Source organism: Streptomyces sp. NPDC021225 (assembly GCF_044332865.1).
Lineage (GTDB): Bacteria > Actinomycetota > Actinomycetes > Streptomycetales > Streptomycetaceae > Streptomyces.
Genome location: NZ_JBIRPV010000004.1, coordinates 348,446 through 370,433 on the forward strand (window position 1 = coordinate 348,446; position 21,988 = coordinate 370,433).

Sequence of the window (21,988 nt, forward strand, 5' to 3'; positions counted from 1 at the left end):
ACGGGGCAATAGTGGACCAAATGGTATGGTGTCCCGCGCGGAACCCGGGCAGCGGCCGAGCGGAGGTTCGAGATGGGGAACAAGGAGTTCCTGGCTGAAGCCGTGCGACTGGCCACGGAGTCGGTCGAAAAGGGCTGGGGCGGGCCGTTCGGGGCAGTCCTCACCCGGGACGGCGAGATCCTCGCCCGGGGGCAGAACCGCGTGCTGCTCACCGGCGATCCCACCGCACACGCCGAAGTGGAGACCATCCGAAAGGCGTCCCAGGTGCTCAACCCGGAAGCGCCGACCATATCGGAGGAGCACCAGAACGAGAGCACGCTCCAGTACGTGCCCCGCCCCGAGGGATCCACCGACGTGGTGCCCGAGCGCGCGCGCATGCTCCAGGGCTGCTCGATCTACATCAGCGGGGCGCCGTGCCCGATGTGCATGAGCGCCATTTACTGGTCGCGGATCGACAACGTCTTCTACAGCTGTGATGTGGCCGCCACCCGCGAGATCGGATTCGACGACTCCTTCCAGTACGAGGACTTCCAGCGGCCCTTGGACGAGCGGAGGATCCGGATCGAGCAGATCCACCCGGAGCTGGGCGCCGGGGCCTACCAGGCGTGGATGGAAAAGCCGGACCGGCACCCGTACTGAGTGGCCGGACCCACGCCGCGGGACGGCGGATCACCACAGGACCAGGACGACCACCCATCACTCTTCAAACGGCTGCACGACGGGTTCCACGCCTCCGCGATGGGGCGGGGGTGGCGGCGCGGCAGCGAGTTCGAACTGCTCCACCGCGCCATGGGGTTCGCCGCGCTCGGGTTTCTGACCCTCGTACCGCTGCTCATCGTGGTCGCCGCGGCCGACCCGGTGAATCCCCAGGGCTTCCCCCAGTGGCTGGCCGAGGGCCTCGGGGTGTCCAAGGAGTCGCGGGACGAGGTGCGGCGGCTGTTCGCGGCGCCGCGGCAGGCGTTGGAGACCACCACCGCCTTCGGTCTCGCCACGCTGTGTGTCTTCGGCCTCCGGTTCGGCGCGGCGGTGCAGACCGGCTACGAGAAGGTGTGGGAACTGTCCCCGGGCCGCTGGCACACCGTCTGGCGGCATCTGGTGTGGCTCGCGGTGCTCATCGGCTACCTCCTGGTGTCCTCGCATCTCACTCCGGGGTGGCGGCTGTGGATCGGGATCGTGGGGACGGTGACGTTCTTCTGGTGGTCTCAGCGGGTGCTGCTGGGCGGCCGGATCGGCTGGGGCCCCCTGCTGCCCGGAGCGGTGGCCACGGCGGCCGGGCTGCTGGGTCTGCGGATCTTCTCCCGGCTGGTGTTCTCGCCGCTGATCGCGTCGAGCGCCGTCTCCTACGGCCCGGTCGGCACGGTCCTGGTCGTCCAGTCCTGGCTGGTCGGCGTCGGTTTCGTGGTGTTCGGCGGGGCGCTCCTCGGCAGGGTGCTGCACGAGGAGTGGGTGCTGCTGGTGAACCGGCGCCGGCACGGAAAGGCCTGACGCCGGCCCACCGGGTCCGCAACGTTCGGCTCAGAAGCGGTACGAGGTCAGGTAGTCCGGCAGCAGGATCCGTGTCCCCGGCGCGGCGGCCCGCACCTGGTCCCGGAAGCCGGCCAGGTCCATCGTGGGGTCCTCCTGAGCGCCGTCCTTCAGCGGGTTCTCGAACACGTCCCAGTGCACCGGCACGACGGTGCCCGGGTATCCGAGGGTCTTCAGCAGCCGGGGCACATAGCGGTGCGTCGAGACGCTGTTGGGCACCGCGACCATCGCCACATCGGGCCGCAGGCCCTCGGCGTCCCGTGCGCTGAAGTCGCTCGCCCCCATCAGGAACGCCGACGGGCCGTCGCCCACCGTCACCTGGAACGCCAGCGTGTCCCCCTCGGGCAGGTCGGAGATCGTCTCCGGCCGGGCGGCGGGCGGGGCGTTCAGCGTGCCCGGGGCGAAGTAGCTCTGGGCCTTGTTGCGGCTGTGGCGGCTGGAGACGACCTCCACCACATATCCGCCGAAGTCCAGCACCTCCCCGCCCTTGACCACGATCATCCTGCTCGCGTCGATCCCGAAGGCCCGCAGCAGGTGGTACGTGGTCTCGGTGCCCACGATCCGCGCCTCGGTGGAACGGGCGATGAACGGCACGTCGTTGAAGTGGTCCCAGTGGCTGTGGCTGACCAGCACCAGCTCCGGGCGGCCGATGTGCTCGCCGACCAGCGCCTCGTCGGTTTCCAGTTCGGTGCGGGCGTTGAAGGAGCCCTCGAACAGGCCGGTCTTGAAGCGGGTCAGATAGGGGTCGGAGAGCACGGTCCGCCCGTCGAAGTCGATCCGCCACCCGGTGGTCCCCAGCCAGCGGAACTCCGCGCCCGACGCCTTTCCGGTCCGGCTTCCGGGCCGGCGCGGGGTGGTGGCCGCGCCCGGGGCCGCGGACAGCATCGGGACGGCCGCCCCCGCGGCGGCTCCCCGGAACAGCAGACGGCGGTTGAAACGTGGTGTCTTCTCGTCGTTCATGGCCACAGCAGAGCAGGCGCCGACCGGCCCCGTCCAAGATCCAAACCTCTCCCCATCGATATCCGGGTGGATATCACGCCAGGTCAGAGCCTCTGAGGTGGTCCACGGCCAGCCGGGCCGCCCGGCCGATCGCCGCGTCCACGGCGGTGTTCACGGTGCCGGGCTCGCGGGTCTCGGCGAACACCGCGACCGCGTACCGCCCGCCGTCCGGGTAGTGGGCCACGCCCGCCTCCATGTGCAGGCTCGGCAGGGTCCCCGTCTTCGCGGCCACCCGTACGTCGCCGGGAAACCCGGAGACCAGCCGGTGGCGGAAGACCTGCCGGGCCATCAGCTCGCGCACCCGCGCGCACGCCTGCGGCGGCCCCGCCTCGTCCCGCCAGATCAGCCCCAGCAGCCGGGTGATGTCGCGGGCCGTGCTGCTGGTGGTCCGCCGCGGGTCGAGCACCCGCAGCCCCCGCACCCGCTCGGGGCCCAGGGTGGGGAAGACGGCCGCGAACTCGGCCTCGTCGCGGGCGCCCACGTCCTCCAGCATGGACTCCAGCAGCTCCCGGGGGCCGCCCACGACCACCGTGTGCTCCAGCCCGAGCTCGGCGGCCAGCAGCCGCACCGTGTCCAGGCCCACCCGGTGCATCAGCACATCGGCCGCCGTGTTGTCGCTCACCGACAGGGCGAAGTACGCCAGGTCGCGCAGCGACATCTCGACGTCGTCGAGGCACCCGGCGGTGCCCCAGCCACCGAGCCGGTCGGCCGCCGTCAGCAGCACCCGCTCCCGCGGGTCGAGCTGACCGGCCGCCGACTGCCGGGCGAACTCCAGCACCAGCAGGATCTTGAACACGGACGCGATGACCACCGGTTCGTCCGCGCCGACCGCGACCTCCCGCCCACCGCCGATCCCCACGGCGTGCAGCCGTCCACGAGCCCCCGCGGCCTCGAAGACCGCCGCTACCTTGTCCTCGATTCTCTCCTCGGTCGAAGCCAATGCCACGGTCCCTCTCGCGCGTCACGTATGGTCGCCCGGTGGATCTGATACGCCACCTGCGGCTGTTCATTGTCGTCGCCGAGGAGCTGCACTTCAGCCGCGCCGCCGAGCTGCTCGGCATGGCGCAGCCCCCGCTGAGCCAGGCCGTCCGCAGGCTGGAGAGCGAGATGGGGGTGGAGCTGTTCGACCGGTCCCGCCGCCAGGTGCGGCTCACCGCCGCCGGTGCGCTGCTGCTCCAGGAGGCGGGTGAGCTGCTGGCCCGTGAGGAGCGGCTGCGTACGGTCATGCGCCGCGCCCGCACCGGGGAGCCGGCCACCCTCCGGGCCGGAGTGCCGCCCCAGATGCCCGCCCGTACGCTGCACGCGCTGCTGGCGGCGTGCGCCGAACGGTGTCCGGGGCTGCGGATCGATCTCCAGGAGGTGGACACCGCCGAGCAGTTGCGGCTGCTGGCCTGCGGACAGCTCGATGTGGGCTGGGTGCAGCATCCTGTCGAGTGCGGGGACGCCACCGATCTGGCGCTCGGCCCCATGGTCGGGGTCGAGCTGGGCGTGGTGCTGGCCCGTACGTCCCCGCTCGCCCGGCTGCCCGAGGTGTCCCTGGCCGACCTGGCCGGCCATGACCTGGTGCTCTTTCCCCGGGCTGGCGCCCCCGGCTGGTACGACCGGATGCTCGACCTCTGCCGGGCGGCGGGCTTCGCCCCGCCCGCCGTCCGCCACGCGCGCAACCCCGAGTTCCTGGTGGGCCTGGTCTCCGCGGGGTGCGGGGTGGCCTTCGACGACGGCCGCGTGGCCGGGCGGGAACCGCGGGTGATGTGGCGTCCGCTGGCGGGGCGCCCGCTGATCCAGCAGATGTCCGCCGTCTGGCCGGAGCAGCGGCCCCACCCGGCGGCCCGGCGCTTCGCGCGCATCGCGGCCGAGGTGGTGGCCCGCGACACGACGACGGCCCGGCGGCTGCCCGCGGCCCCGGCCGGGGAGCGGCACGAGGGGCGAGCCGAGGAGCGGCGTGGGGAGTGGTACGAGGGACGGCCGAGGCCGTGGTCGGTGGTGTTCGAGCCGGCCGTCCCCCGGGCCTCGGCGTCAGATCTCGCGGGCGCGCGCCATCAGGGAGCGTCCGATGAGGACCCAGGCGACGGCCGCGATGCCGAGCAGGATCAGCAACCAGGGCCAGGCGGCGCCGAACCCGAAGAGGGCCCCGTCGCGGATGCAGCGGATCCCGTAGGTCACCGGGTTCGCCCATGACAGCCAGCGCAGCAGGGGGGCCATCTGTGCGGCGGGGTAGAACGAGGGGCTGGCGAACAGCAGCGTGGGCGCGAGCACGTTGATGGTCACCGAGAAGCGCTGGAAGTCCTTGAACAGGGTGGCGAGCAGCAGATAGAGGCCGTTGAAGGCCATCGAGGCGACGGCGATCCCGCACAGCACCGACACCCAGTGGCTCGGCGGCCAGCGGAAGGTGAACACGAGGAGCGAGACGCCCAGCGCGGCCAGGCTCTGGAGAAGGATGAGCAACGTGCTGACCAGGAGCTTTCCCGCCACATAGCTGCCGCGCCGCAAGGGGTAGGACCAGAGCTCGACATCCATCCGCCCCAGGCGCTCCTGGAACAGGGAGGTGCCGGCGGTGGTGGCCGCCGCGAGCATCGACGAGAGCAGCAGCGCTGGAACAGCGAACTCCGGATAGCTGATGACACGGCCTTCGTAGCGCACATCCCCGACCAGGCGGGACAGGGACGTGGCGAACAGGAGCAGATAGACGGCGCTCGGTGTGATGGCGAGCAGCAGGTTGGTGCGGTTGCGCGTGAGGAGGAGGTACTCGCGGTACATCGTGGCCGCGACATCGCCGCGCGGCCGGGGCGGTGGGGCCGGTGCCGGGGCGGTCTCCCCGGACGGCCCCGGGGCGAGGTCAGCCGTCATGTCCGGCCCCCACGAGCGTGAGAAAGGCGTCCTCGAGCGACGGGGTGCGGTACTCGACGGGCCCGACGCCGATCCCCAGCGCCTCCGCGTCGCTGAGCAGCGCGGGCAGGCGGGTCCGGGTGGCCTGGCCCCGCACCTCGACATGTCCGTCGCCGGCCGTCACCCGCAGCTGCGGCCGCCCCCGGCCCAGCACGGCCAGCAGCCCGTCGGTGTCCCGCGGGCTGTCCGGGCGCACCAGCGCCACCTGGCCGCCGAACCGGTCGGCGAGCTCGCGCGGGGCCGCGAACTCGACCAGCCTGCCGTGGTTGACCACCAGGACCCGCTGGCAGTTGCGCTCCAGCTCCTCCACGTAGTGGCTGGTCCACAGCATGGTGGTGCCGTGTCGGCGGCGCAGCTCGTGCAGCAGGGACCACACCTGGAGGCGGCCGCCCACGTCCAGCCCGGCGGAGGGCTCGTCGAGGAGGAGCAGCGGCGGGTCGCCGAGCAGCGCGCGAATGACCTGAAGGCGCCTCATCTCCCCTCCGGAGAGGGTGAACACGAGCTGGCGGACCTTGCCGTCCAGGCCGAAGGCGGTGAGCAGCTCGTCCACCCGCGGTCGCACTTCGCGCCAGCGCAGTCCCTTGTACGCGGCGGTGATACGCAGGTTGTCCAGGGCGGGCAGCATCATGTCGAACGGCCCGCTCTGGTGGACGACGCCGATCCCGCGTTTGGTGACTCCGCTGGGCGCCGCGGGATCGGCCCCGAACACCTCGACGGCGCCCCGGGTGGGCACGGTGGCTCCGCAGATCATTTTGATGAGGGTCGTCTTGCCCGCCCCGTTGGGGCCCAGCAACCCGATGGCCGCGCCCGGCTCGATGTCGAAGGACAGCCCGCTCACCGCGTCCCGGTCCATGCCGTCGTACCGCTTGACCAGGTCATGAGCGTGGACCGCGGGCGTCATGCCGGCGGGCCCGGGGTCCCGGACGGGGTGACGTCATCGGCCAGCAGCAGCCCCTGCCCGGCCAGCGCGTCCAGGAAGTCGCGCACGTCCTGCACGACCACGTCGGTCTGCCCGGTGTCGGCGGCGGCGTACCGCCGCGCCATCTCCGAGGTGATGGCGTTGACGGGCTGTCCTTCCGATACGAGGATCCACAGCTCGGCCCCCGTGCTGTTGAGGGTCCGGAACTCACCCGAACCCGCGTCGTAGAGCCGCACTTCGCCGTCGTCGGCCATCCAGACGACGTCGGGGGCGATCCGGTAGCGCATGGACGATTCCCTTCAGTCGACGAGCGGCAGGAGACGGCGGCCGGAGGTCTTCCAGTCCTCGTACACCGGGTGGACCGTGTCGTCCCGGACCAGATGGGGCCGGAGCATCTCCTCCTGGTGTTCGGCGAGTTGGCGCCCGGACACTCCGGTGGCCCGCCACCAGTTGGAGATCATGGAGTGGCGCAGCATCCGGCACAGATGCCGGCCGTTGCGATTGACATCTCCGGTCTCCGCCATGTGGTACGCCCGGCAGCCACCGCCGCAGGCGCCCCGGATATAGCAGCGGCGGCAGTCCTTGAGATTCTCGCCGCTGAATACGCTGTTGCCGCGCATGTCGGCGAGTACCGGGGACGCGAAGAGTTCGGTCAGCCGGCGCTGCCGGACGTTTCCGGCCTTGTGTATCTGCTCGGTGACCAGTTTGCAGGGATAAACATCGCCCAGTGAATTTACGTAGATTTCATTTCCGCCCATACCGCAGTTGCCCTTGATCGAGCACGGCTTGCTGGACCTGGGGCCGTCGGGGAGAAGCTTGTCGGCCATCGGATTGGTCCAGAAGAAATTCTGGATCTTCTGGAAGTCCAGCCATCCGAAGTCGTACCCGTCGGTGGCCGCACGGCCGAGGTCGGAGTGATACATGAGACGTACGCGACGCACTTTGAGATCGTCGACGAATTCGCAGACCTTCTCCAGGGCGTCCACGTTTTCCGGGGTGACCACATGGTTGATGACCGGGGCGACGCCCGCGTCGTTGAGCAGCCCGAGACCCTTTCCGGTGCGGGCGAAGGTGCCCTTGCCCCGGGTCCGCTCGTGCAGTTCCGCGGTGCCGCCGTCGACGCTCACGGTCACCGTGCCGAAGATCTCCGCGATCCGCCGCGCGATCTCGGCCGTGCGGATCAGCGTGCCGTTGGTGATCATGTTGACCGTCAGTCCCCGGTCGCGGGCGTGCGAGGCGACCTGGAACAGATCCTTGCGCAGCATGGGCTCGCCGCCCGTGAAGATGAACTGCTCCACGCCCATGTCGGCCGCCTGGTCGACGAGGTCGAGCGACTCCTCGGTGGACAACTCCCCGGGCAGGCACTTCTCCGAGGAGGCGTAGCAGTACGGGCAGCGCAGATTGCAGCCGTCGGTGATCGCGTAGTAGACGGTCGTGAGGTTCCCTTTGGGAGGGCGCACCGCCGGGCGGTGCCCGGGCAGATAGACGATCCACTTGAGCACCAGTTTGGCCAGGGCGCGCTCCACCTCGGCGGATCCACCGCCGGGCGACGGGGGCTTCCAGCCCCGGCTCAGCGCCTCGAGCACCGCCAGTTCCGGCTCGGTCAGCACGCACCAGGCGGCCAGCTCGGGGTTGGTGACCAGGCGCTTTTCCGAGTACCGGAAGTAGACGAGATCTTCCGGAACGATCAGGTCGTGCCACTGCTCCAGCAGCTTCATCCTGCACCTCCGATGAGCAGGCGGGGCTCCGGGCGCGCCGGGGCCCCGCCTGCCGGCTGACGGGGACTGCCGACAGCCGTCGGTCAGATGTCGAGTCTCGGCTCGGACTCCGCGTTACCGGATCCGGCACCGGCACCGCCCGAACAATCACAGGAGCACGGCTGGTCCACATCGAACTCGACGGGCAGCATTTCCGGCTTCACCCAGGCAGGACATTCCATGATTGGTCCTTTCTTGTGATTGGTTCTTAAGGTCACCGCTCTACGCAGCCCGGCCCCGATTTCCGGGCGCGCCGGACGATGGGCGCATGGCGTATTCCCATCGCAAGGGGAGGCATGGTTTGCGGCGGATCTGCACCGAACCCTCACAGCATTGGGGTGGCTGGTCGTGGGTGTCAACAGGAATAGGCAAATCCGGATGGCCCGTGATTGGGGCGCCCGTTCGGGCAGAAGTATTCGCGCCATTACCCTCCCGCCGGTTTCCGCGTGGCCGGGAGATCCTTGTGTCCGCGCCTCGATCTTTCAGGCATTCGGCGGAGAGCGCGGAGCGTGACGCAAGTGACGGGTGTGACGGGACTTTCTGGCATGCTGGCCATGTGAACGGACCCCGGATCCATGTCGGCCTGGCCCCCGAACTGCGGATGTTCGCCGTCCCCGAGCGGCGCCGGGAGCGCACGGCCGTCGTCACCGACGGCGCGTCCACGCTCGGACACGTCATCGAGTCGCTCGGCGTCCCGCTCACCGAGGTCGGCGGGTTGCTCGTGGACGGCCGCGAGACCCCGGTGTCCCATGTGCCGCGGGCGGGGGAGACCGTGGAGGTGTGCGCGGTGGCGCGGCCGCAGCGGGTGCCCGGCGCGCCGCTGCGTTTCCTGCTCGATGTGCACCTGGGAACCCTCGCGCGGCGGCTGCGACTGCTGGGCGTGGACGCGGCCTACGAGAGCGAGGACCTCGGCGACCCCGCCCTGGCCGCGCTCTCCGCGGCGCAGCGGCGGGTGCTGCTCTCCCGGGACCGCGGGCTGCTGCGCCGACGCGAGCTCTGGGCCGGGGCGTATGTCTACAGCGACCGCCCCGACGACCAACTGCGGGACATACTCGGCCGGTTCACCCCGGAGCTGGCCCCCTGGACGCGCTGCACCGCGTGCAACGGCCCGCTCGAGGACGCCGACAAGGACACCGTCGGCGAGCGCCTGGAACACGGCACACGCCGCACCTACGACGTGTTCGCCCAGTGCACGGCCTGCGAGCGCGTCTACTGGCGCGGCGCGCACCACGCCCGCCTGGAGGCGATCGTCCAGCAGGCGGTGGGGGAGTTCGGCGCCGCCGTGCGTTAGTCGCTGGTCCGGCGGCCGTTCCGCCCGCCGGACCCACCACGCCGTATGAATCGTGTCAACTTCTTAGGGCGGCACAACTCTTGACGCACCCCGCTATGCGCCCATAGCTTCCTGGCAACCAAATCGAAACGTTTCAACTTCGGTCCCGGGAACCGCTCTGCCCCGCCCTGCCCCCGAAGGAGACGCACCGCCATGACCGGATCCGGATCAGCCGCAGGGTCCCGTATGAGCCGCAGACGGGTGCTGGCCGCGAGTGGCGCGGCCGCGGCCGTGTGGGCCGTGGGGCTGCCCGCCCCCGCCTTCGCGGAGGCATCCGCGGAGGCACCCGCCGAGGCCGCCCCCGCGCGGCTGACCCCCTTCCCGCTCTCCGCCGTGCGACTGCTGGAGAGCCCCTTCCTGGCCAATATGCGGCGCACCCTGTCGTATCTGCGCTTCGTCGACCCGGAGCGGCTGCTGCACACCTTCCGGCTCAATGTCGGACTGGCCTCCACCGCCGAGCCCTGCGGCGGCTGGGAGGCCCCGAATGTGCTGCTGCGCGGCCACACCACCGGCCATCTGCTCTCCGCGCTGGCCTTCGCCCACGCGAACACCGGCGAGGAGGTCCACGCGGACAAGGCGCGCCGGATCGTCGCGGCGCTCGCCGAGTGTCAGGCGGCCTCGCCCGGCGCGGGCTTCCGGAGCGGGTACCTGTCGGCGTTTCCCGAGCGGATCTTCGACGAGCTCGAGGCGGGCGGTAAGCCGTGGGCCCCGTACTACACCATCCACAAGATCATGGCCGGGCTGCTGGACCAGTACCGGCTCAGCGGAAACGAGCAGGCCCTGGAGGTGCTGCGGGGGATGGCGGCCTGGGCCGACTCCCGCACCGCCCCGCTCGACGAGGCCACCATGCAGCGGCTCCTCGGCGTGGAGTTCGGCGGCATGAACGAGGTGCTGGCGGGCCTGTACCTGGTCACCGGCGACCCCGCCCATCTGCGGACGGCGCGCCGCTTCGACCACGAGTCGCTGTACGGCCCGCTGGCGGAGGGGCGCGACGAGCTGGACGGGCGCCACGCGAACACCGAGATCGCCAAGATCGTGGGCGCGGCCGAGGAGTACCGGGCCACCGGGGACCCGCGCTATCTGCGGATCGCGCGGAACTTCTGGGACATCGTCGTGCGCGACCACTCCTATGTCATCGGCGGCAACTCCAACCAGGAGTTCTTCGGCCCGCCCGGGCAGGTCGTCAGCAGGCTGTCGGAGGACACCTGCGAGAACTGCAACAGCTACAACATGCTCAAGATCGGCCGCCTGCTGTTCCTCCAGGACCCGGGCAGGGCCGCGTACATGGACCACTACGAGTGGACCCTGTACAACCAGATGCTCGGCGAGCAGGACCCCGACTCCGACCACGGCTTCGTCACGTACTACACCGGTCTGTGGGCCGGTTCGCGCCGGCAGCCCAAGGGCGGCCTCGGCTCCGCGCCCGGCAGCTACAGCGGCGACTACGACAACTTCTCCTGCGACCACGGCACCGGCCTGGAGACCCACACCAAGTTCGCGGACACCGTGTACTTCCGCGACGAGAAGGCCGGGGCCCTGTACGTCAACCTCTTCATCCCCTCCGAAGTGACCTGGGCCGAGCGCGGCTTCCGGCTGCGGCAGCGCGGCGGTTACCCCGACACCGACACCGTCCGGCTGACCGTCACCGAGGGCGGCGGGCGGCTGGCCCTGAAGGTGCGGGTGCCCGGCTGGCTCGCGGACGGGGACCGCCGGGCCCGGGTGCTGGTGGGCGGCCGTCCCGTGGATGCCAGGCCGGTGCCCGGCCGCTATCTGACCATCGACCGGCACTGGCGCACCGGCGACACCGTCGAGCTGACCTTCCCCCGCGAGCTGGTGTGGCGCCCGGCGCCGGACAACCCGCACATCAAGGCGGTGTCCTACGGCCCGCTGGTGCTGGCGGGCGCGTACGGCGAGACGGGCCCGCGCACCATCCCGGACATCGAGCCGTCCTCGGTGCGGCCGCCCGGCGTGCTGGGCGGCGGGCCGGAGTTCACCGCGGTCGCCGGGGGAACGAGGGTGCCGCTGCTGCCCTTCCACCGGGTGCACCACCAGCGCTACAACGTCTACTTCGCCGTCCCGCCGCGCGGCCCGCGGCGGCGCGAGATCGCCCGCTTCCCGCTGGCCGAAGGCTCGGGGGCGACCAGCGCGGACGCGCTGCGCCGCTTCCCGGACGCCCGGCTGGCCGGTGGCGCCTCCTGGACCACCGCGGCGCCGCACGGCGCGGCCGTCGCGCTGGACGGCAAGGACGGCCATGTCGCCCTGCCGACGGGGCTGCTCACCGGCCTCACCGAACTCACCCTCTCCGTCCGGGTGTTCCTGGACAGCGTGGCCAACTCCGCGCGCGTCTTCGACCTCGGCTTCCACAAGAACACCTACCTCTTCCTCACCCCGCGCACCGGCGCCGGTAAGGCCCGCGCCGCCTGGAAGATCGCGGGCATGGAGGCGGAGGACTACATCGACGCCTCGGCCGCCCTGGAGCCGGGCCGGTGGATCCAGCTCGCGCTCACCCTCGGCGGCGGCACCGGCGTGCTGTACGTGGACGGCGAGCAGGCCGGGCGCAACGACGCGGTGGTCTCCGGACCGCTGCTGCTCGGCGCCACCACCCGCAACTACCTCGGCCGCTCCCAGAACCCGACCCACCCGTATCTGCACGGTGCCGTCGCCGACTTCCGCGTCCTGGGGCGCGCCCTGACCGCCGCCGAGGTCGCCGCGCTGCACCGCACCGACGGCTGACCCCTCCCCCTCCTTCCGCCTTTGTCCCTACGGGAGCGCCCCCATGCCTGAAACCGGCACCCCAGAGCCCGGAAGACCGATCCGACCGACCAGACGCCACTTCGTCATGGCCTCCGGGGCGGTCGTCGCCGCACTCGGCACCGGCCTGCCCGCCGCCCACGCGGAGTCCGCCGCCGGGGCCGGCTTCCCGGCGGCCCGGTTCACCGACCCCCGCCGCGACAGCCGCCCCACGGTGTACTGGTACTGGAACGGACCGGTCACCCATGAGCTGATCGACCGCCAGATGGCCGAGCTGCGCGACAAGGGGATGTACGAGGTCGTCCTCTTCCCCTTCGACAACGCCGAGATGAGCCCGGTGTTCTTCAGCGAGGACTGGTTCGACGTGGTCGGACACGTCCTGGCCGTCGCCGAGCGCACCGGGATGCGGGTGTGGGTGTTCAACGACAACCACTTCCCCAGCGGGCGCGCCGCCGGGCTGATCGTGAACGGCGGCACGGTCGGGGGCCGCCACTACCCCGCCCGTCCCGAGCTGCGCCTCAAGGCGCTGTGGCGATCGACCACCGTGGTGGAGGGCCCGGCCACCGTCGACCTGTACGAGACCACGGGCGTCGGCGTCGAGAGCGGCCGGCTCGTGGCCGACGCCGCGGTGCTCGACGGCGCGGCCGTGCTCCGCCGCGGGGCCCGCTGGGGTGACTGCACGGTCACCGGCAGCGCCAAGGCCGAGACGGCCGCCGCCGGACTGCTGCTGCGCGCCTCCGCCACCGGAGACGACGGCTATGTGGTCGAGTTCGACCAGACCGGGGTGGTGACCATCTCCCGGCTGGACGGCGGCGAGCGGTCCGAACTCGCCCGCAGCGCCCGCACCGACGGCTTCAACCGGACCAAGTTCCACACCCTGCGGGTGGCCGTCAGCGGCGCCACGCTCACCGTCCGCCTGGACGACAAGGACAAGGGCACCGTCACCGACGACACCCACCCGGCGGGCAGCGTCGGCGTGCACGCCACCGGCACCCAGCGCGCCCTGTGGGAGGACCTGACCGTCACCGCCGCCGACGACACCGTTCTCTACCGCGAGGACTTCGCCGACCCCGCCGCCCCCGGCGAGTTCGCCACCCGCCGGAGCCCCGGGACCGCAGCACCGGTGGCGGCCGCCGCCCGCCCGGTCGGCGCCGACGACGCCGCGCTGCTGGTCGAACTCACCGAGCGGCTGCGGACCACCCGCCGCTGGGAGGTGCCCGCGGGGCGGTGGCAGATCGATGTGTTCGGCGGGACGACCCTGGCCGACGACACCCAGGGCTACAGCCGCGCCTATGTCGACCTGCTCGACGAGAAACCCATCGAGCTGATGCTGGACATGGTGCCCGGCGAGTACCACCGCAGATTCGGCCGCTACTTCGGCACCGTGGTGCCCGGCTTCTGGGACGACGAGCCGTTCTTCGCCTCCGCCGAGCCGCACTTCAAGCGGGCGCCCTGGTCGCCCACGCTCGAGGCGGCCCTGCGCGCGGTCGGCGCCGAGCCCGGCCGGGCGTACGCCGCGCTCCTGGACGACGGCCTCGGCCGGGAGGGCCGGGTGCTGCGCGGACGGTTCTGGCAGGCGGTCTCCGACCGGTTCGCGCTCTCCTTCCGCAAACAGGCCGACTGGTACGCCGAGCGGCGCGTCGCCCTGATCACCAACCCCCTGTACGACGAGGCCGCCCCCGCCAAGCGCATCGCCTCCACCGGCGATCTGCACAAGGTCAACCAGTGGGCGCAGATCCCCGGCGGGGACATGATCACCGGCGAGTATGTGGCGGGCAAGCCCAGCATGATCCCGCGCAACCCGGCGAGCGCCGCCCACCAGGCCGGCCGCGAGCGGGTGCTGCTGGAGGCCTTCGGCAACATGGGGTGGCAGGTCGCGCCCGCCTTCGCCCACGCGCTGCTGGGCGCCGGCGCCGCCAGGGGCGTCAACCTGACGGTGCTGCACGCGCTGTGGACCGACGAGACCCGGGTCTACTTCCCGCCGCCCATCGGCCCGCGCGCCCCCTGGTGGTGGGCCATGCGCCCGCTGGCCGACTGGACCGGTCGCGTGATGGAGTCCGCCCGCGGCACCTCCGCCGCCCGCACCGCCCTGATCCAGCCGCAGCGCGCCGCCGAGCAGTGGCGCGGCACCGACCAGGGCACCGCGCTGGACACCGCGTTCGGCGCGGCCGCCCGGGCGCTGGAGAGCGCCCAGGCCGACTTCGACCTCGTCCACGAGGGCGCCCTGTCCGGCGACCGGGCGCTGCGCGACCACGCCAGGACCGACGGCGGCACCCTGGCCGTCGGCCACGCCCGCTACGAGCTGGCCGTGGTGCCCAACACCCCGGTCCTGGACGCCGCCACCGTCCGCACCCTCGCCGACTTCGCCCGCGGCGGCGGCACGGTCCTCGCGGTCGGCGAGCTGCCCGACCAGGAGGCGAACGGCGACGACGCCGCGCTGCGCCGCGCCCTGCGGGCCCTGTTCCCCGAGCAGGCCCCGGGCAGCCGCCGGGTCGGCCGGGGGCGGGCCGAGCGGGTCGCGGACCCCGCCGGCCTCGGCGAGGCGGCCCGCGCCGCGGGTGTCGCCGCCGCCGTGCTCGATCCGCCCGCCCCCTCGGTGCTCGTGCTGCGCACCACCTCCGGCCGGGACACGGCCTTCCTGCTCAACAACGAGAGCGCCGAGAGCGTGGACACCGAGGCGGTCCTCCCGGCCGGCGGCGCACCGGAGCTGCGCGACCCGGCCACCGGCACGGTCATCCCCGCCCCCGTCCACACCACCGTCGGCCGGCCCGGAGCCGAGGCGACCCGGCTGCCGCTGCGCCTGCGCCCGTACGAGACGCTGGCCGTGGTGTTCCGTGCGGGCACCACGGCGCGCGCCCATCTGACCCGGGCCGATCTCCCGGTCACCGCCGTGACCGCCGAGGGCGGCGGGTTGCGGGCGAAGGCGCTGGCGGACGCACCCGGCCGCTACGCCTTCACCGGAACCGACGGGCGCCACACCTACCGCGGCGAGGCCGAGGTCACCGACCCGCTGCGGGCGATTCCGCTGGACGGGGACTGGACCCTGACCCTGGAGCGGGACGGCGCCGAGCCCGTCGTACGGCCGCTGGGCAGCTGGGCCGACCTGGACCCGCGCTTCTCCGGCAGCGCCACCTACACCAAGAACATCACCCTCACCCGCGCGGACCTCGACGGCCGCCGTCTCCACCTCGACCTCGGCGAGGTGCGCGAGGTGGCCCGGGTGACGGTGGGCGGCACCGCGCTGCCGCCCGCGCTGTGGGCCCCGTACTCCGTGGACGTCACCGAGCTGCTGCGCCCCGGCGTCAACACCATCGCCGTCCGCGTGGCCAACACCCTCTCCAACGAGCGCGGCAAGCCGCTGCCGTCCGGGCTGCTGGGGCCGGTGACGCTGCGCCCGCTGCGCCCGGTGACGGCCCTTCTGACCCGAGCGTGACCAGCGCCTGACCAGCGCCTGACCAGCGGCCCGGAGCCGCGGCCCCGGGCCGCGCCCGCTTCGCGCCCGTTTCGTGTTCCGGCGCGCCCGACTTCCGCCCGTATCCCTCCGGGCCCCCGACCACTCATTCGGAGATGCTCCATGGACAGACCCGTCCGACCTCCGCGGCCACCGCTGCGCCGCAGACGGCTCGCCCGGCTCGCGACCACCGCCGTCGCGGCCCTCGCCGCCCTGGCCACCACCGTGCCCTCGGCGGCCCCCGCCGACGCGAGTGGCGCGGGCCGTCCCAGCGCGCTGCGCACCGGGGCCCTGAGCCAAGCGCTCGGCATCGACGACACCACACCCGAGCTCAGCTGGCGGCCGTCCGTCACCGGCCGGGACACCGTGCAGCGCGCCTACCGCGTCCAGGCCGCCACCAGCGCGGCCCGGCTGGACGCCGGCCGCCCCGACCTGTGGGACTCGGGCGAGGTCCGCTCCGACGCGCCGCGCGCCACCTACGCGGGCGACCGGCTCGGCCCGCGCACCCGGGTGTACTGGCGGGTCAAGGTGTGGACCGGGGGCGGCGCGGGCCGGGCGTCCGGCTGGAGCGCGCCGTCCGTCTTCGAGACCGGGCTGACCTCCCCGGAGGACTGGTCCGCCCAGTGGATCGGCCACGCCGACTGGCAGCTGAGCGGCCGCCAGGTCACCCCCGTGGTCGTCGACCTGCCCAAGACCGACGCCCGCTATGTACGGCTCGACGTCACCCGGCTCGGACTGCCGCTCGCCGAAGGCGACTTCCCCCACCTCACCCGGCGGCTCCAACTGGCCGAGATCGAGGTGCGCGACTCGGCCGACCCCGAAGGCCCCGACCTCGCCAAAGGGGCGGCGGTCACCGCCTCCGAGAGCAACACCGTCCGCAAGACCTGGGAGCCGGCCCTCGCCGTGGACGGGCTCACCAACAGCGGCGCGCAGACCGCCGCCGGGTACGCGAGCAAGCCGCACCCCGACGCCGATGTCTCCGCCACGCCCATCACCCTCACCCTGGACCTGAAGCAGACCGCCCGCTTCGACCGGGTGCTGCTCTACCCGCGCGCCGACGTCCTCACCGCCGACGGCCGGGTGCCGGACTTCCCCGTCGACTACACCGTCTCCACCTCGGACGCGGCCACCGGCCCGTTCACCGAGTCCGCCCGCGTCACCGGGCAGACGCCGCCGAAGCCGTACCTCCCGGCCGGACTCCCGCTGTTCGCCAAGGACTTCACCGTCCCCCAGGGCATCCGCTCCGCCCGCCTCTACCTGACCGGCCTCGGGGTCTACGACGCGCGGATCAACGGCCGCCCGGTGGGAGACGCCGTACTGGAGCCCGCCAACACCGACTTCGCCGACCGCGTGCAGTACGCCACCTACGACGTGACCGAGCGGCTGCGGCGCGGCGCCAACACCATCGGCGTCGAGCTGGGCAACGGCATGGCCAACGTCGTGAGCACCGCCGACCGTTACCGCAAGCTCTACGGCAACCTCAGCGACCCCAAGCTGCTCGCCCAGCTGGAGATCACCCTCGCCGACGGCACCGTCCGGCGCATCGCCAGCGGTCCCGACTGGCGCACCACGCTCGGCGCCACCACCTCCTCCAACTGGTACGGGGGAGAGGACTACGACGCCCGCCGGGAGCTCCCGCGCTGGGACCGGCCCGGCGGGGACCGCACCGGCTGGCGCGCCGCCACCGTCGTCGCTGCACCCGGCACCGCCACCGACCCGGCCCAGGTCAGCGCCCGCGAGACCGAGCCGATCCGGGTGACCGAGACCCTTGAGGGCACCGAGGTCGCGAACTCCCCGGCCGGCAGCCGGGTGTTCGACCTCGGGCGCAACATCGCCGGATGGCCCGAGATCACCGTGCGCGCGCCCGAGGGCACCGCCGTGCGGGTCCACCCCGCCGAGAGCCTCAAGGACGGCCACGCCCACCAGTCCATCAGCAACGTCGGCGCGCCGCTGTGGGACAGCTACACCACGGCCGGCCGCGGGGCGGAGACCTGGCATCCGCGCTTCAGTTACCACGGCTTCCGCTATCTGGAGCTGAAAGGGCTGTCCGCCGGCGCCGAGGTGTCCGTACGCGGCCTGGTGCTGCGCACCGACAACGCCTCGGCGGGCGAGTTCACCAGCTCCGACGAGCTGCTGAACGGCATCCACGGGCTCATCAGGGGCGCCATCCGGAGCAACATGATGAGCGTGCTCACCGACTGCCCCAGCCGGGAGAAGCTCGGCTGGCTGGAGCAGGACCAACTGGTCTTCCCCGCCCTGGCCGCCAACTACGACATGCAGTCCCAGCTGCGCAAGATCGTGCGGGACATGGCCGACGCCCAGACCCCGGACGGCCTGATCCCCAGCACCGTGCCGGACTACACCCTGCTGCCCGGCTCCTACCGCAACGACGCCAACTGGGGCGGGGCGTTCGTCCTCGTCCCCTGGCAGCTCTACACGACCTACGGCGACCGGGAGACGCTGCGCGCCTACTACCCGAGGATGAAGCGGTACGCGGCCTTCCTCGCCCAGCAGGTCAGCGACGGCATCCTCGACTACGGCCTGGGCGACTGGATCACCCCGGACCGCACCTTCCCGCGCGCCGTCGCGGGCACCTACGGCTACTGGCGGGTCGTCGACGCCCTCGGCCGGATCGCCGGCGTGCTCGGCGAGCGCGAGGACGCCGCCGCGTACCGGGAGAAGGCCGACGCCTCGGTCGCCGCCCTGTCCGCGAAGTACTACGACGCCGCGACCGGCACCTTCGGCGGTGGCGGACACGGCGCGGAGGCGCTCGCGCTGGACATGGGCGCCGTCCCCGACGGCGAGCGGCAGCGGCTGTTCGACCACTTCGTGCACAGCGTCGAGCAGGCCGGTGACCACCTCGTGCTCGGCGAGATCTCGCTGCCCGCCGCCTTCCGGGTGCTGTCCGCCGCCGGGCGCGACGACGTGGTCTACCGGATCGCCACCCGCACCGACAGCCCGAGCTACGGCTACCAGGTGGTGCACGGCAACACCACGCTCGGCGAGACCTGGGACGGCGGCTCCGGCCAGTCCCAGAACCACTTCATGCTCGGCTCGGTCGACTCCTGGTTCACCGGCTCCCTCGCCGGGATCCGGCAGACCGACGACTCGATCGGCTACCGCAAGCTGCTCTTCGCACCCGCCGTCGTCGGCGACCTGACCCAGGTGGCCGCCTCGTACACCACCCCGTACGGCCCCGCCCGCAGCGCCTGGCGGCGCGACGGCTCCGCGTACCGGCTGACCGTGACGGTGCCCGCCGGGACCACCGCCGAGGTGCGGGTGCCCGTCACCTCCGGGGCCGTGGGGGCGCCGGACGGGGCGCGTCCGCTGCGTACCGAGGACGGCGCGCGGGTGTACGCCGTCGCCTCCGGGACCTGGACCTTCACCTCCGTCTACGAGCCGCCGACCGGGAGTGACGCATGAGAGACGACAGAGGTGGCCCGCGCCGCCGGGCGCTGCTCGGCCTGGGCGCGGCGGCCGGCGCGGCCGCGGTGCTCCCGGCAGCCGCGACACCCGCCGCGGCGCGCGGCAAGGCCCCGCGGCCCGGCTTCGCCGCCGCGTTCGCCTCGCCGGGCCGCGCGGTGCGGCCCAAGTTCCGCTGGTGGTGGCCGGACGGCCTGGTGGACCCGGCCGAGATCGCCCGGGAGGTCGACCAGATCGCCGACGCCGGGTTCGGCGGGGTGGAGGTCGCGGCCGTCACCCACAGCCTGAGCGAGCCGATCGACGCCGAGCGCTACGGCTGGGGGACCGCGGCCTGGGCCGCCGGTCTCGAGAGCGCCCTGCGCCAGGCCGACCGGCGCGGCCTCACCGTGGATGTGACCATCGGCCCGGCCTGGCCCGCCGCAGTGCCCACCATCACCCCGGACAGCGACGCGGCGGCCCACGAGCTGGCCCACGGCCTGAACACCTTCCAAGGTTCCTACGCGGGCCCGGTGCCGCCGCCGGTGGTGCCTGCGGCCGAGGGCGCCACCGCCCGGCGGCTGCTGTGGGTGCAGGCGGCCCGTATCGGCGCGGCCGCCGCGGCCCCGGCGCCGCTGCAACTGGACCGGGACTCGGTGACCGACCTGACCGCGCTGGTCCGCGACGGGGCGCTCCAGTGGACCGCGCCCGACGACGGACAGTGGGCGGTGATCTCGTACTGGGAGCGCGGCTCGGGCCAGCGGCCCGAGGGCCCGGCCCACACCTCCCCGCTCGCCTATGTCGTCGACCACTTCAACGCCGCCGGCACCCGCGCGGTCACCGACTTCTGGGAGCGCCGCATCCTCACCCGCCGGGTCCGGGAGCTGCTGCGCCGGGCCGGGGGCGCGCTGTTCGAGGACTCCCTGGAGATCGAGACCGACGCCACCTTGTGGACCCCCGGCCTCGCGGAGGAGTTCGAGCGGCGGATCGGTCACCCCCTGCTGCCGTATCTGGCCGCGGTGATCGAGAAGGACGAGAAGTATGTCTTCGCCTTCGACGCCGCCACCAACAAGGCGGTGCGCCGCGACTACATGCAGGTCATCACCGATCTGTATCTGGAACACCACCTGCTGCCGCTGCGCGACTGGGCCCACTCGTTGGGCCTCGCCCTGCGCGTCCAGCCCTACGGCCTGGAGACCGACGCGATCCACAGCGCCTCGCTCCTGGACATCCCCGAAGGCGAGTCGCTGGGCTTCAAGAACCTCGACGACTTCCGCTGTCTGGCGGGCGGCCGGGACATGGGCGGCGGGCGGGTGCTGTCCAACGAGGCGGGCGCCACGGCGGGCGGCGCGTACGCCACCACCTGGGACGCCACCCTGCGCAAGCTGGTCACCCAGTACTGCGCGGGCGTCAACCAGGCGGTGCTCCACGGCTTCGGCTACGCGACCGCGCCCGGCGCCGCCTGGCCGGGCTTCGCCGCCTTCTCCCCGTACCACGGCGGCCCCGGATACGGCGAGGCATGGGGGCCGCGCACCCCGGCCTGGCGCCATGTGTCCGACGTGGCCGGATACCTGGGCCGGATCCAGGGCGTGCTCCAGACCGGCAGCCACCGCGTGGACGTGGCCGTGCTGCGCCAGAAGGGCTACGCGGGCTCCGGGCTCGGCGCGCCCTGGTTCACCGCGGACGGGGTGCCACTCGGCTGGACGCACACCTTCCTCAGCCCGCGCTCGCTCGGCCTGCCGAGCGCCGTGGTACGGGGCGGGCGGCTGGCGCCCGACGGGCCCGCCTTCAAGGTCCTGGTGCTGGAGGGCGACGTCATGATCGGGCGTGAGCGCACCCTGGAACTGGTGACCGCCCGCAAACTGATCGAGCTGGCCGAGGACGGCCTTCCGATGATCGTGGTGGGGGACTGGTCCGACGGGCATGTGCCCGGGCTGCCGCACGACGGCGACGACGACCGGTTGCGCGCCCTGATCACCCGGCTGTTCGCCGTCCCCGGGGTGCGCAATGTCGCCGACCGGCCCGACATCCCGGCGGCCCTGGCCGACCTGGGCCTTGGGCCCGAGGTGGCGTACGCGGCCCGCTCGCCGCTGCTGCACTGCCACCGGGCGGCGCGGGACGTGGCCTACCACTTCTTCGCCAACGGCTCGGCGACCGAGACGGTGGACCACGAGGTGGCCATCGCCGCGCCCTGGCCGAAGGCCACCCCGTACGCGCTGGACGCCTGGACCGGCGAGGTGGCGCCGGTCGCCGTCCACCGCCGCGACGGGGACCGGGTCACGCTGCGGATGGCCCTGGCGCCCGGGGCCACCGCCCTCGTCGCGCTCGCGCGCGGCGCCGGGCCGCTCCACGCGATCAGCACCGACGCCGAGTCGGCGCGGGTCACGGACGGTGTCCTGGAGGTGGTGGACACCCGCCCCGGCACCCGCGAGACCGTGGTGAGCGACGGCCGGAGGGCCGTCGCCCGCATCGGCGAGCTGCCCGCGCCGCTCACCCTGGACCGCTGGTCGCTGCGGGTGGCGGACTGGCGGCCGGGCCCCTCGCCCGACCGCCATGTCACGGTGGAACACCGGCTGGACCTGGACGCCCTCGCGGCCTGGCCGGACCTCCCCGGCCTTGAGGACGCGTCCGGCATCGGGCGCTACCGCGCCACGGTGCGGCTGGGGCGCGGCTGGACCGGCGCCAACGGCGCCCGGCTCGAGCTCGGCGAGGTCTTCGACACCTACCGGGTCACGGTCAACGGCACCGCGGTGGGCCCCGTGGACCAGGTGACCGGCGTGGTGGATCTGGGGGGCCTGCTGCGGCGCGGAGACAACACCATCGAGGTCGAGGTGGCCACCACGCTGCTCAACCGGCTGCGGACCGTCCGCCCCGCCGAGTTCGGCGCCGCGAAGCGGCAGCGCTACGGCCTGATCGGCCCGGTCCGCCTGGTCCCCTACGGCCGCGCGACACTGCCCACCGGCTGAGGTGAC

The 21,988-nt window shown here is 72.9% G+C and carries 14 protein-coding genes and 1 pseudogene; 8 read left to right on the forward strand and 7 right to left on the reverse strand.

All coding sequences use genetic code 11. From position 1 onward, the window contains the following. The first annotated feature begins 72 nt into the window (after window positions 1-72). Window positions 73-639 carry a nucleoside deaminase gene (locus ACH4S9_RS20075; protein ID WP_398373367.1) on the forward strand — a complete coding sequence of 189 codons (567 nt, stop codon included), beginning with the start codon at window positions 73-75 and terminating at the stop codon, window positions 637-639. Window positions 640-738: 99 nt separating this feature from the next. Beyond that, on the forward strand, window positions 739-1,485 hold the full coding sequence (locus ACH4S9_RS20080; RefSeq protein WP_311725602.1) for a YhjD/YihY/BrkB family envelope integrity protein: 747 nt from the start codon (window positions 739-741) through the stop codon (window positions 1,483-1,485). A 30-nt stretch (window positions 1,486-1,515) separates the two neighbouring features. Here ACH4S9_RS20080 and ACH4S9_RS20085 read toward each other — a convergent pair whose 3' ends face one another. Further along, on the reverse strand, window positions 1,516-2,484 hold the full coding sequence (locus ACH4S9_RS20085; protein WP_398373369.1) for an MBL fold metallo-hydrolase: 969 nt from the start codon (window positions 2,482-2,484) through the stop codon (window positions 1,516-1,518). A gap of 73 nt (window positions 2,485-2,557) precedes the next feature. Then, on the reverse strand, window positions 2,558-3,469 hold the full coding sequence (locus tag ACH4S9_RS20090; protein WP_398373371.1) for a serine hydrolase: 912 nt from the start codon (window positions 3,467-3,469) through the stop codon (window positions 2,558-2,560). Window positions 3,470-3,510: 41 nt separating this feature from the next. On the opposite strand from ACH4S9_RS20090, the pseudogene ACH4S9_RS20095 reads away from it, so the two are divergent. Then, window positions 3,511-4,515, forward strand: a pseudogene (locus ACH4S9_RS20095) (LysR family transcriptional regulator); the annotation flags it as partial. Between the two features lie 24 nt (window positions 4,516-4,539). On the opposite strand, the gene ACH4S9_RS20100 reads toward ACH4S9_RS20095, so the two are convergent. The 5 genes from ACH4S9_RS20100 to stsA form a co-directional block, all read right to left on the reverse strand. Beyond that, window positions 4,540-5,370, reverse strand: a complete 831-nt coding sequence (locus ACH4S9_RS20100; protein ID WP_398373373.1) for an ABC transporter permease — start codon at window positions 5,368-5,370, stop codon at window positions 4,540-4,542. Then, window positions 5,360-6,310, reverse strand: a complete 951-nt coding sequence (locus ACH4S9_RS20105; protein WP_398373375.1) for an ABC transporter ATP-binding protein — start codon at window positions 6,308-6,310, stop codon at window positions 5,360-5,362. The genes ACH4S9_RS20100 and ACH4S9_RS20105 overlap by 11 nt, the downstream gene beginning before the upstream one ends. Next, a complete protein-coding gene (locus tag ACH4S9_RS20110) occupies window positions 6,307-6,615 on the reverse strand; it encodes a PqqD family protein (protein WP_398373377.1) in 309 nt (102 codons plus the stop codon). Before ACH4S9_RS20110 ends, ACH4S9_RS20105 begins: the two co-directional genes overlap by 4 nt. A gap of 12 nt (window positions 6,616-6,627) precedes the next feature. Continuing rightward, window positions 6,628-8,046 (reverse strand): StsB family radical SAM/SPASM domain sactipeptide maturase, encoded by a 1,419-nt coding sequence (gene stsB, locus ACH4S9_RS20115; RefSeq protein ID WP_385336827.1) that lies wholly within the window; start codon window positions 8,044-8,046, stop codon window positions 6,628-6,630. 83 nt (window positions 8,047-8,129) lie between these two features. Beyond that, on the reverse strand, window positions 8,130-8,510 hold the full coding sequence (gene stsA / locus ACH4S9_RS20120) for a StsA family sactipeptide RiPP (RefSeq protein WP_385336830.1): 381 nt from the start codon (window positions 8,508-8,510) through the stop codon (window positions 8,130-8,132). A gap of 131 nt (window positions 8,511-8,641) precedes the next feature. Here stsA and ACH4S9_RS20125 point away from each other — a divergent pair, with 131 nt between their 5' ends. From ACH4S9_RS20125 to ACH4S9_RS20145, 5 genes are all read left to right on the forward strand, one after another. Continuing rightward, entirely contained in the window at window positions 8,642-9,376 is a 735-nt protein-coding gene (locus ACH4S9_RS20125) for a Mut7-C RNAse domain-containing protein (protein ID WP_311725445.1), read from the forward strand. A gap of 225 nt (window positions 9,377-9,601) precedes the next feature. Next, window positions 9,602-12,148, forward strand: a complete 2,547-nt coding sequence (locus ACH4S9_RS20130) for a beta-L-arabinofuranosidase domain-containing protein (protein WP_398373382.1) — start codon at window positions 9,602-9,604, stop codon at window positions 12,146-12,148. A 43-nt stretch (window positions 12,149-12,191) separates the two neighbouring features. After that, window positions 12,192-15,599, forward strand: a complete 3,408-nt coding sequence (locus ACH4S9_RS20135) for a glycosylhydrolase-like jelly roll fold domain-containing protein (RefSeq protein ID WP_398373384.1) — start codon at window positions 12,192-12,194, stop codon at window positions 15,597-15,599. A 141-nt stretch (window positions 15,600-15,740) separates the two neighbouring features. Continuing rightward, on the forward strand, window positions 15,741-19,040 hold the full coding sequence (locus ACH4S9_RS20140; RefSeq protein ID WP_398373386.1) for a family 78 glycoside hydrolase catalytic domain: 3,300 nt from the start codon (window positions 15,741-15,743) through the stop codon (window positions 19,038-19,040). Further along, window positions 19,037-21,982 carry a glycosyl hydrolase gene (locus tag ACH4S9_RS20145; protein WP_398373388.1) on the forward strand — a complete coding sequence of 982 codons (2,946 nt, stop codon included), beginning with the start codon at window positions 19,037-19,039 and terminating at the stop codon, window positions 21,980-21,982. Before ACH4S9_RS20140 ends, ACH4S9_RS20145 begins: the two co-directional genes overlap by 4 nt. Window positions 21,983-21,988 lie beyond the last annotated feature (6 nt).

Coding starts and splice junctions, on each gene's coding strand:
- ACH4S9_RS20110 (WP_398373377.1), bottom strand. CDS start 6,615: ATGCGCTACCGGATCGCCCCCGACGTCGTCTGGATGGCCGACGACGGC.
- ACH4S9_RS20075 (WP_398373367.1), top strand. CDS start 73: ATGGGGAACAAGGAGTTCCTGGCTGAAGCCGTGCGACTGGCCACGGAG.
- ACH4S9_RS20080 (WP_311725602.1), top strand. CDS start 739: ATGGGGCGGGGGTGGCGGCGCGGCAGCGAGTTCGAACTGCTCCACCGC.
- ACH4S9_RS20085 (WP_398373369.1), bottom strand. CDS start 2,484: ATGAACGACGAGAAGACACCACGTTTCAACCGCCGTCTGCTGTTCCGG.
- ACH4S9_RS20135 (WP_398373384.1), top strand. CDS start 12,192: ATGCCTGAAACCGGCACCCCAGAGCCCGGAAGACCGATCCGACCGACC.
- ACH4S9_RS20145 (WP_398373388.1), top strand. CDS start 19,037: ATGAGAGACGACAGAGGTGGCCCGCGCCGCCGGGCGCTGCTCGGCCTG.
- stsB (WP_385336827.1), bottom strand. CDS start 8,046: ATGAAGCTGCTGGAGCAGTGGCACGACCTGATCGTTCCGGAAGATCTC.
- ACH4S9_RS20100 (WP_398373373.1), bottom strand. CDS start 5,370: ATGACGGCTGACCTCGCCCCGGGGCCGTCCGGGGAGACCGCCCCGGCA.
- ACH4S9_RS20130 (WP_398373382.1), top strand. CDS start 9,602: ATGAGCCGCAGACGGGTGCTGGCCGCGAGTGGCGCGGCCGCGGCCGTG.
- ACH4S9_RS20140 (WP_398373386.1), top strand. CDS start 15,741: ATGGACAGACCCGTCCGACCTCCGCGGCCACCGCTGCGCCGCAGACGG.
- stsA (WP_385336830.1), bottom strand. CDS start 8,510: ATGGCGCGAATACTTCTGCCCGAACGGGCGCCCCAATCACGGGCCATC.
- ACH4S9_RS20105 (WP_398373375.1), bottom strand. CDS start 6,310: ATGACGCCCGCGGTCCACGCTCATGACCTGGTCAAGCGGTACGACGGC.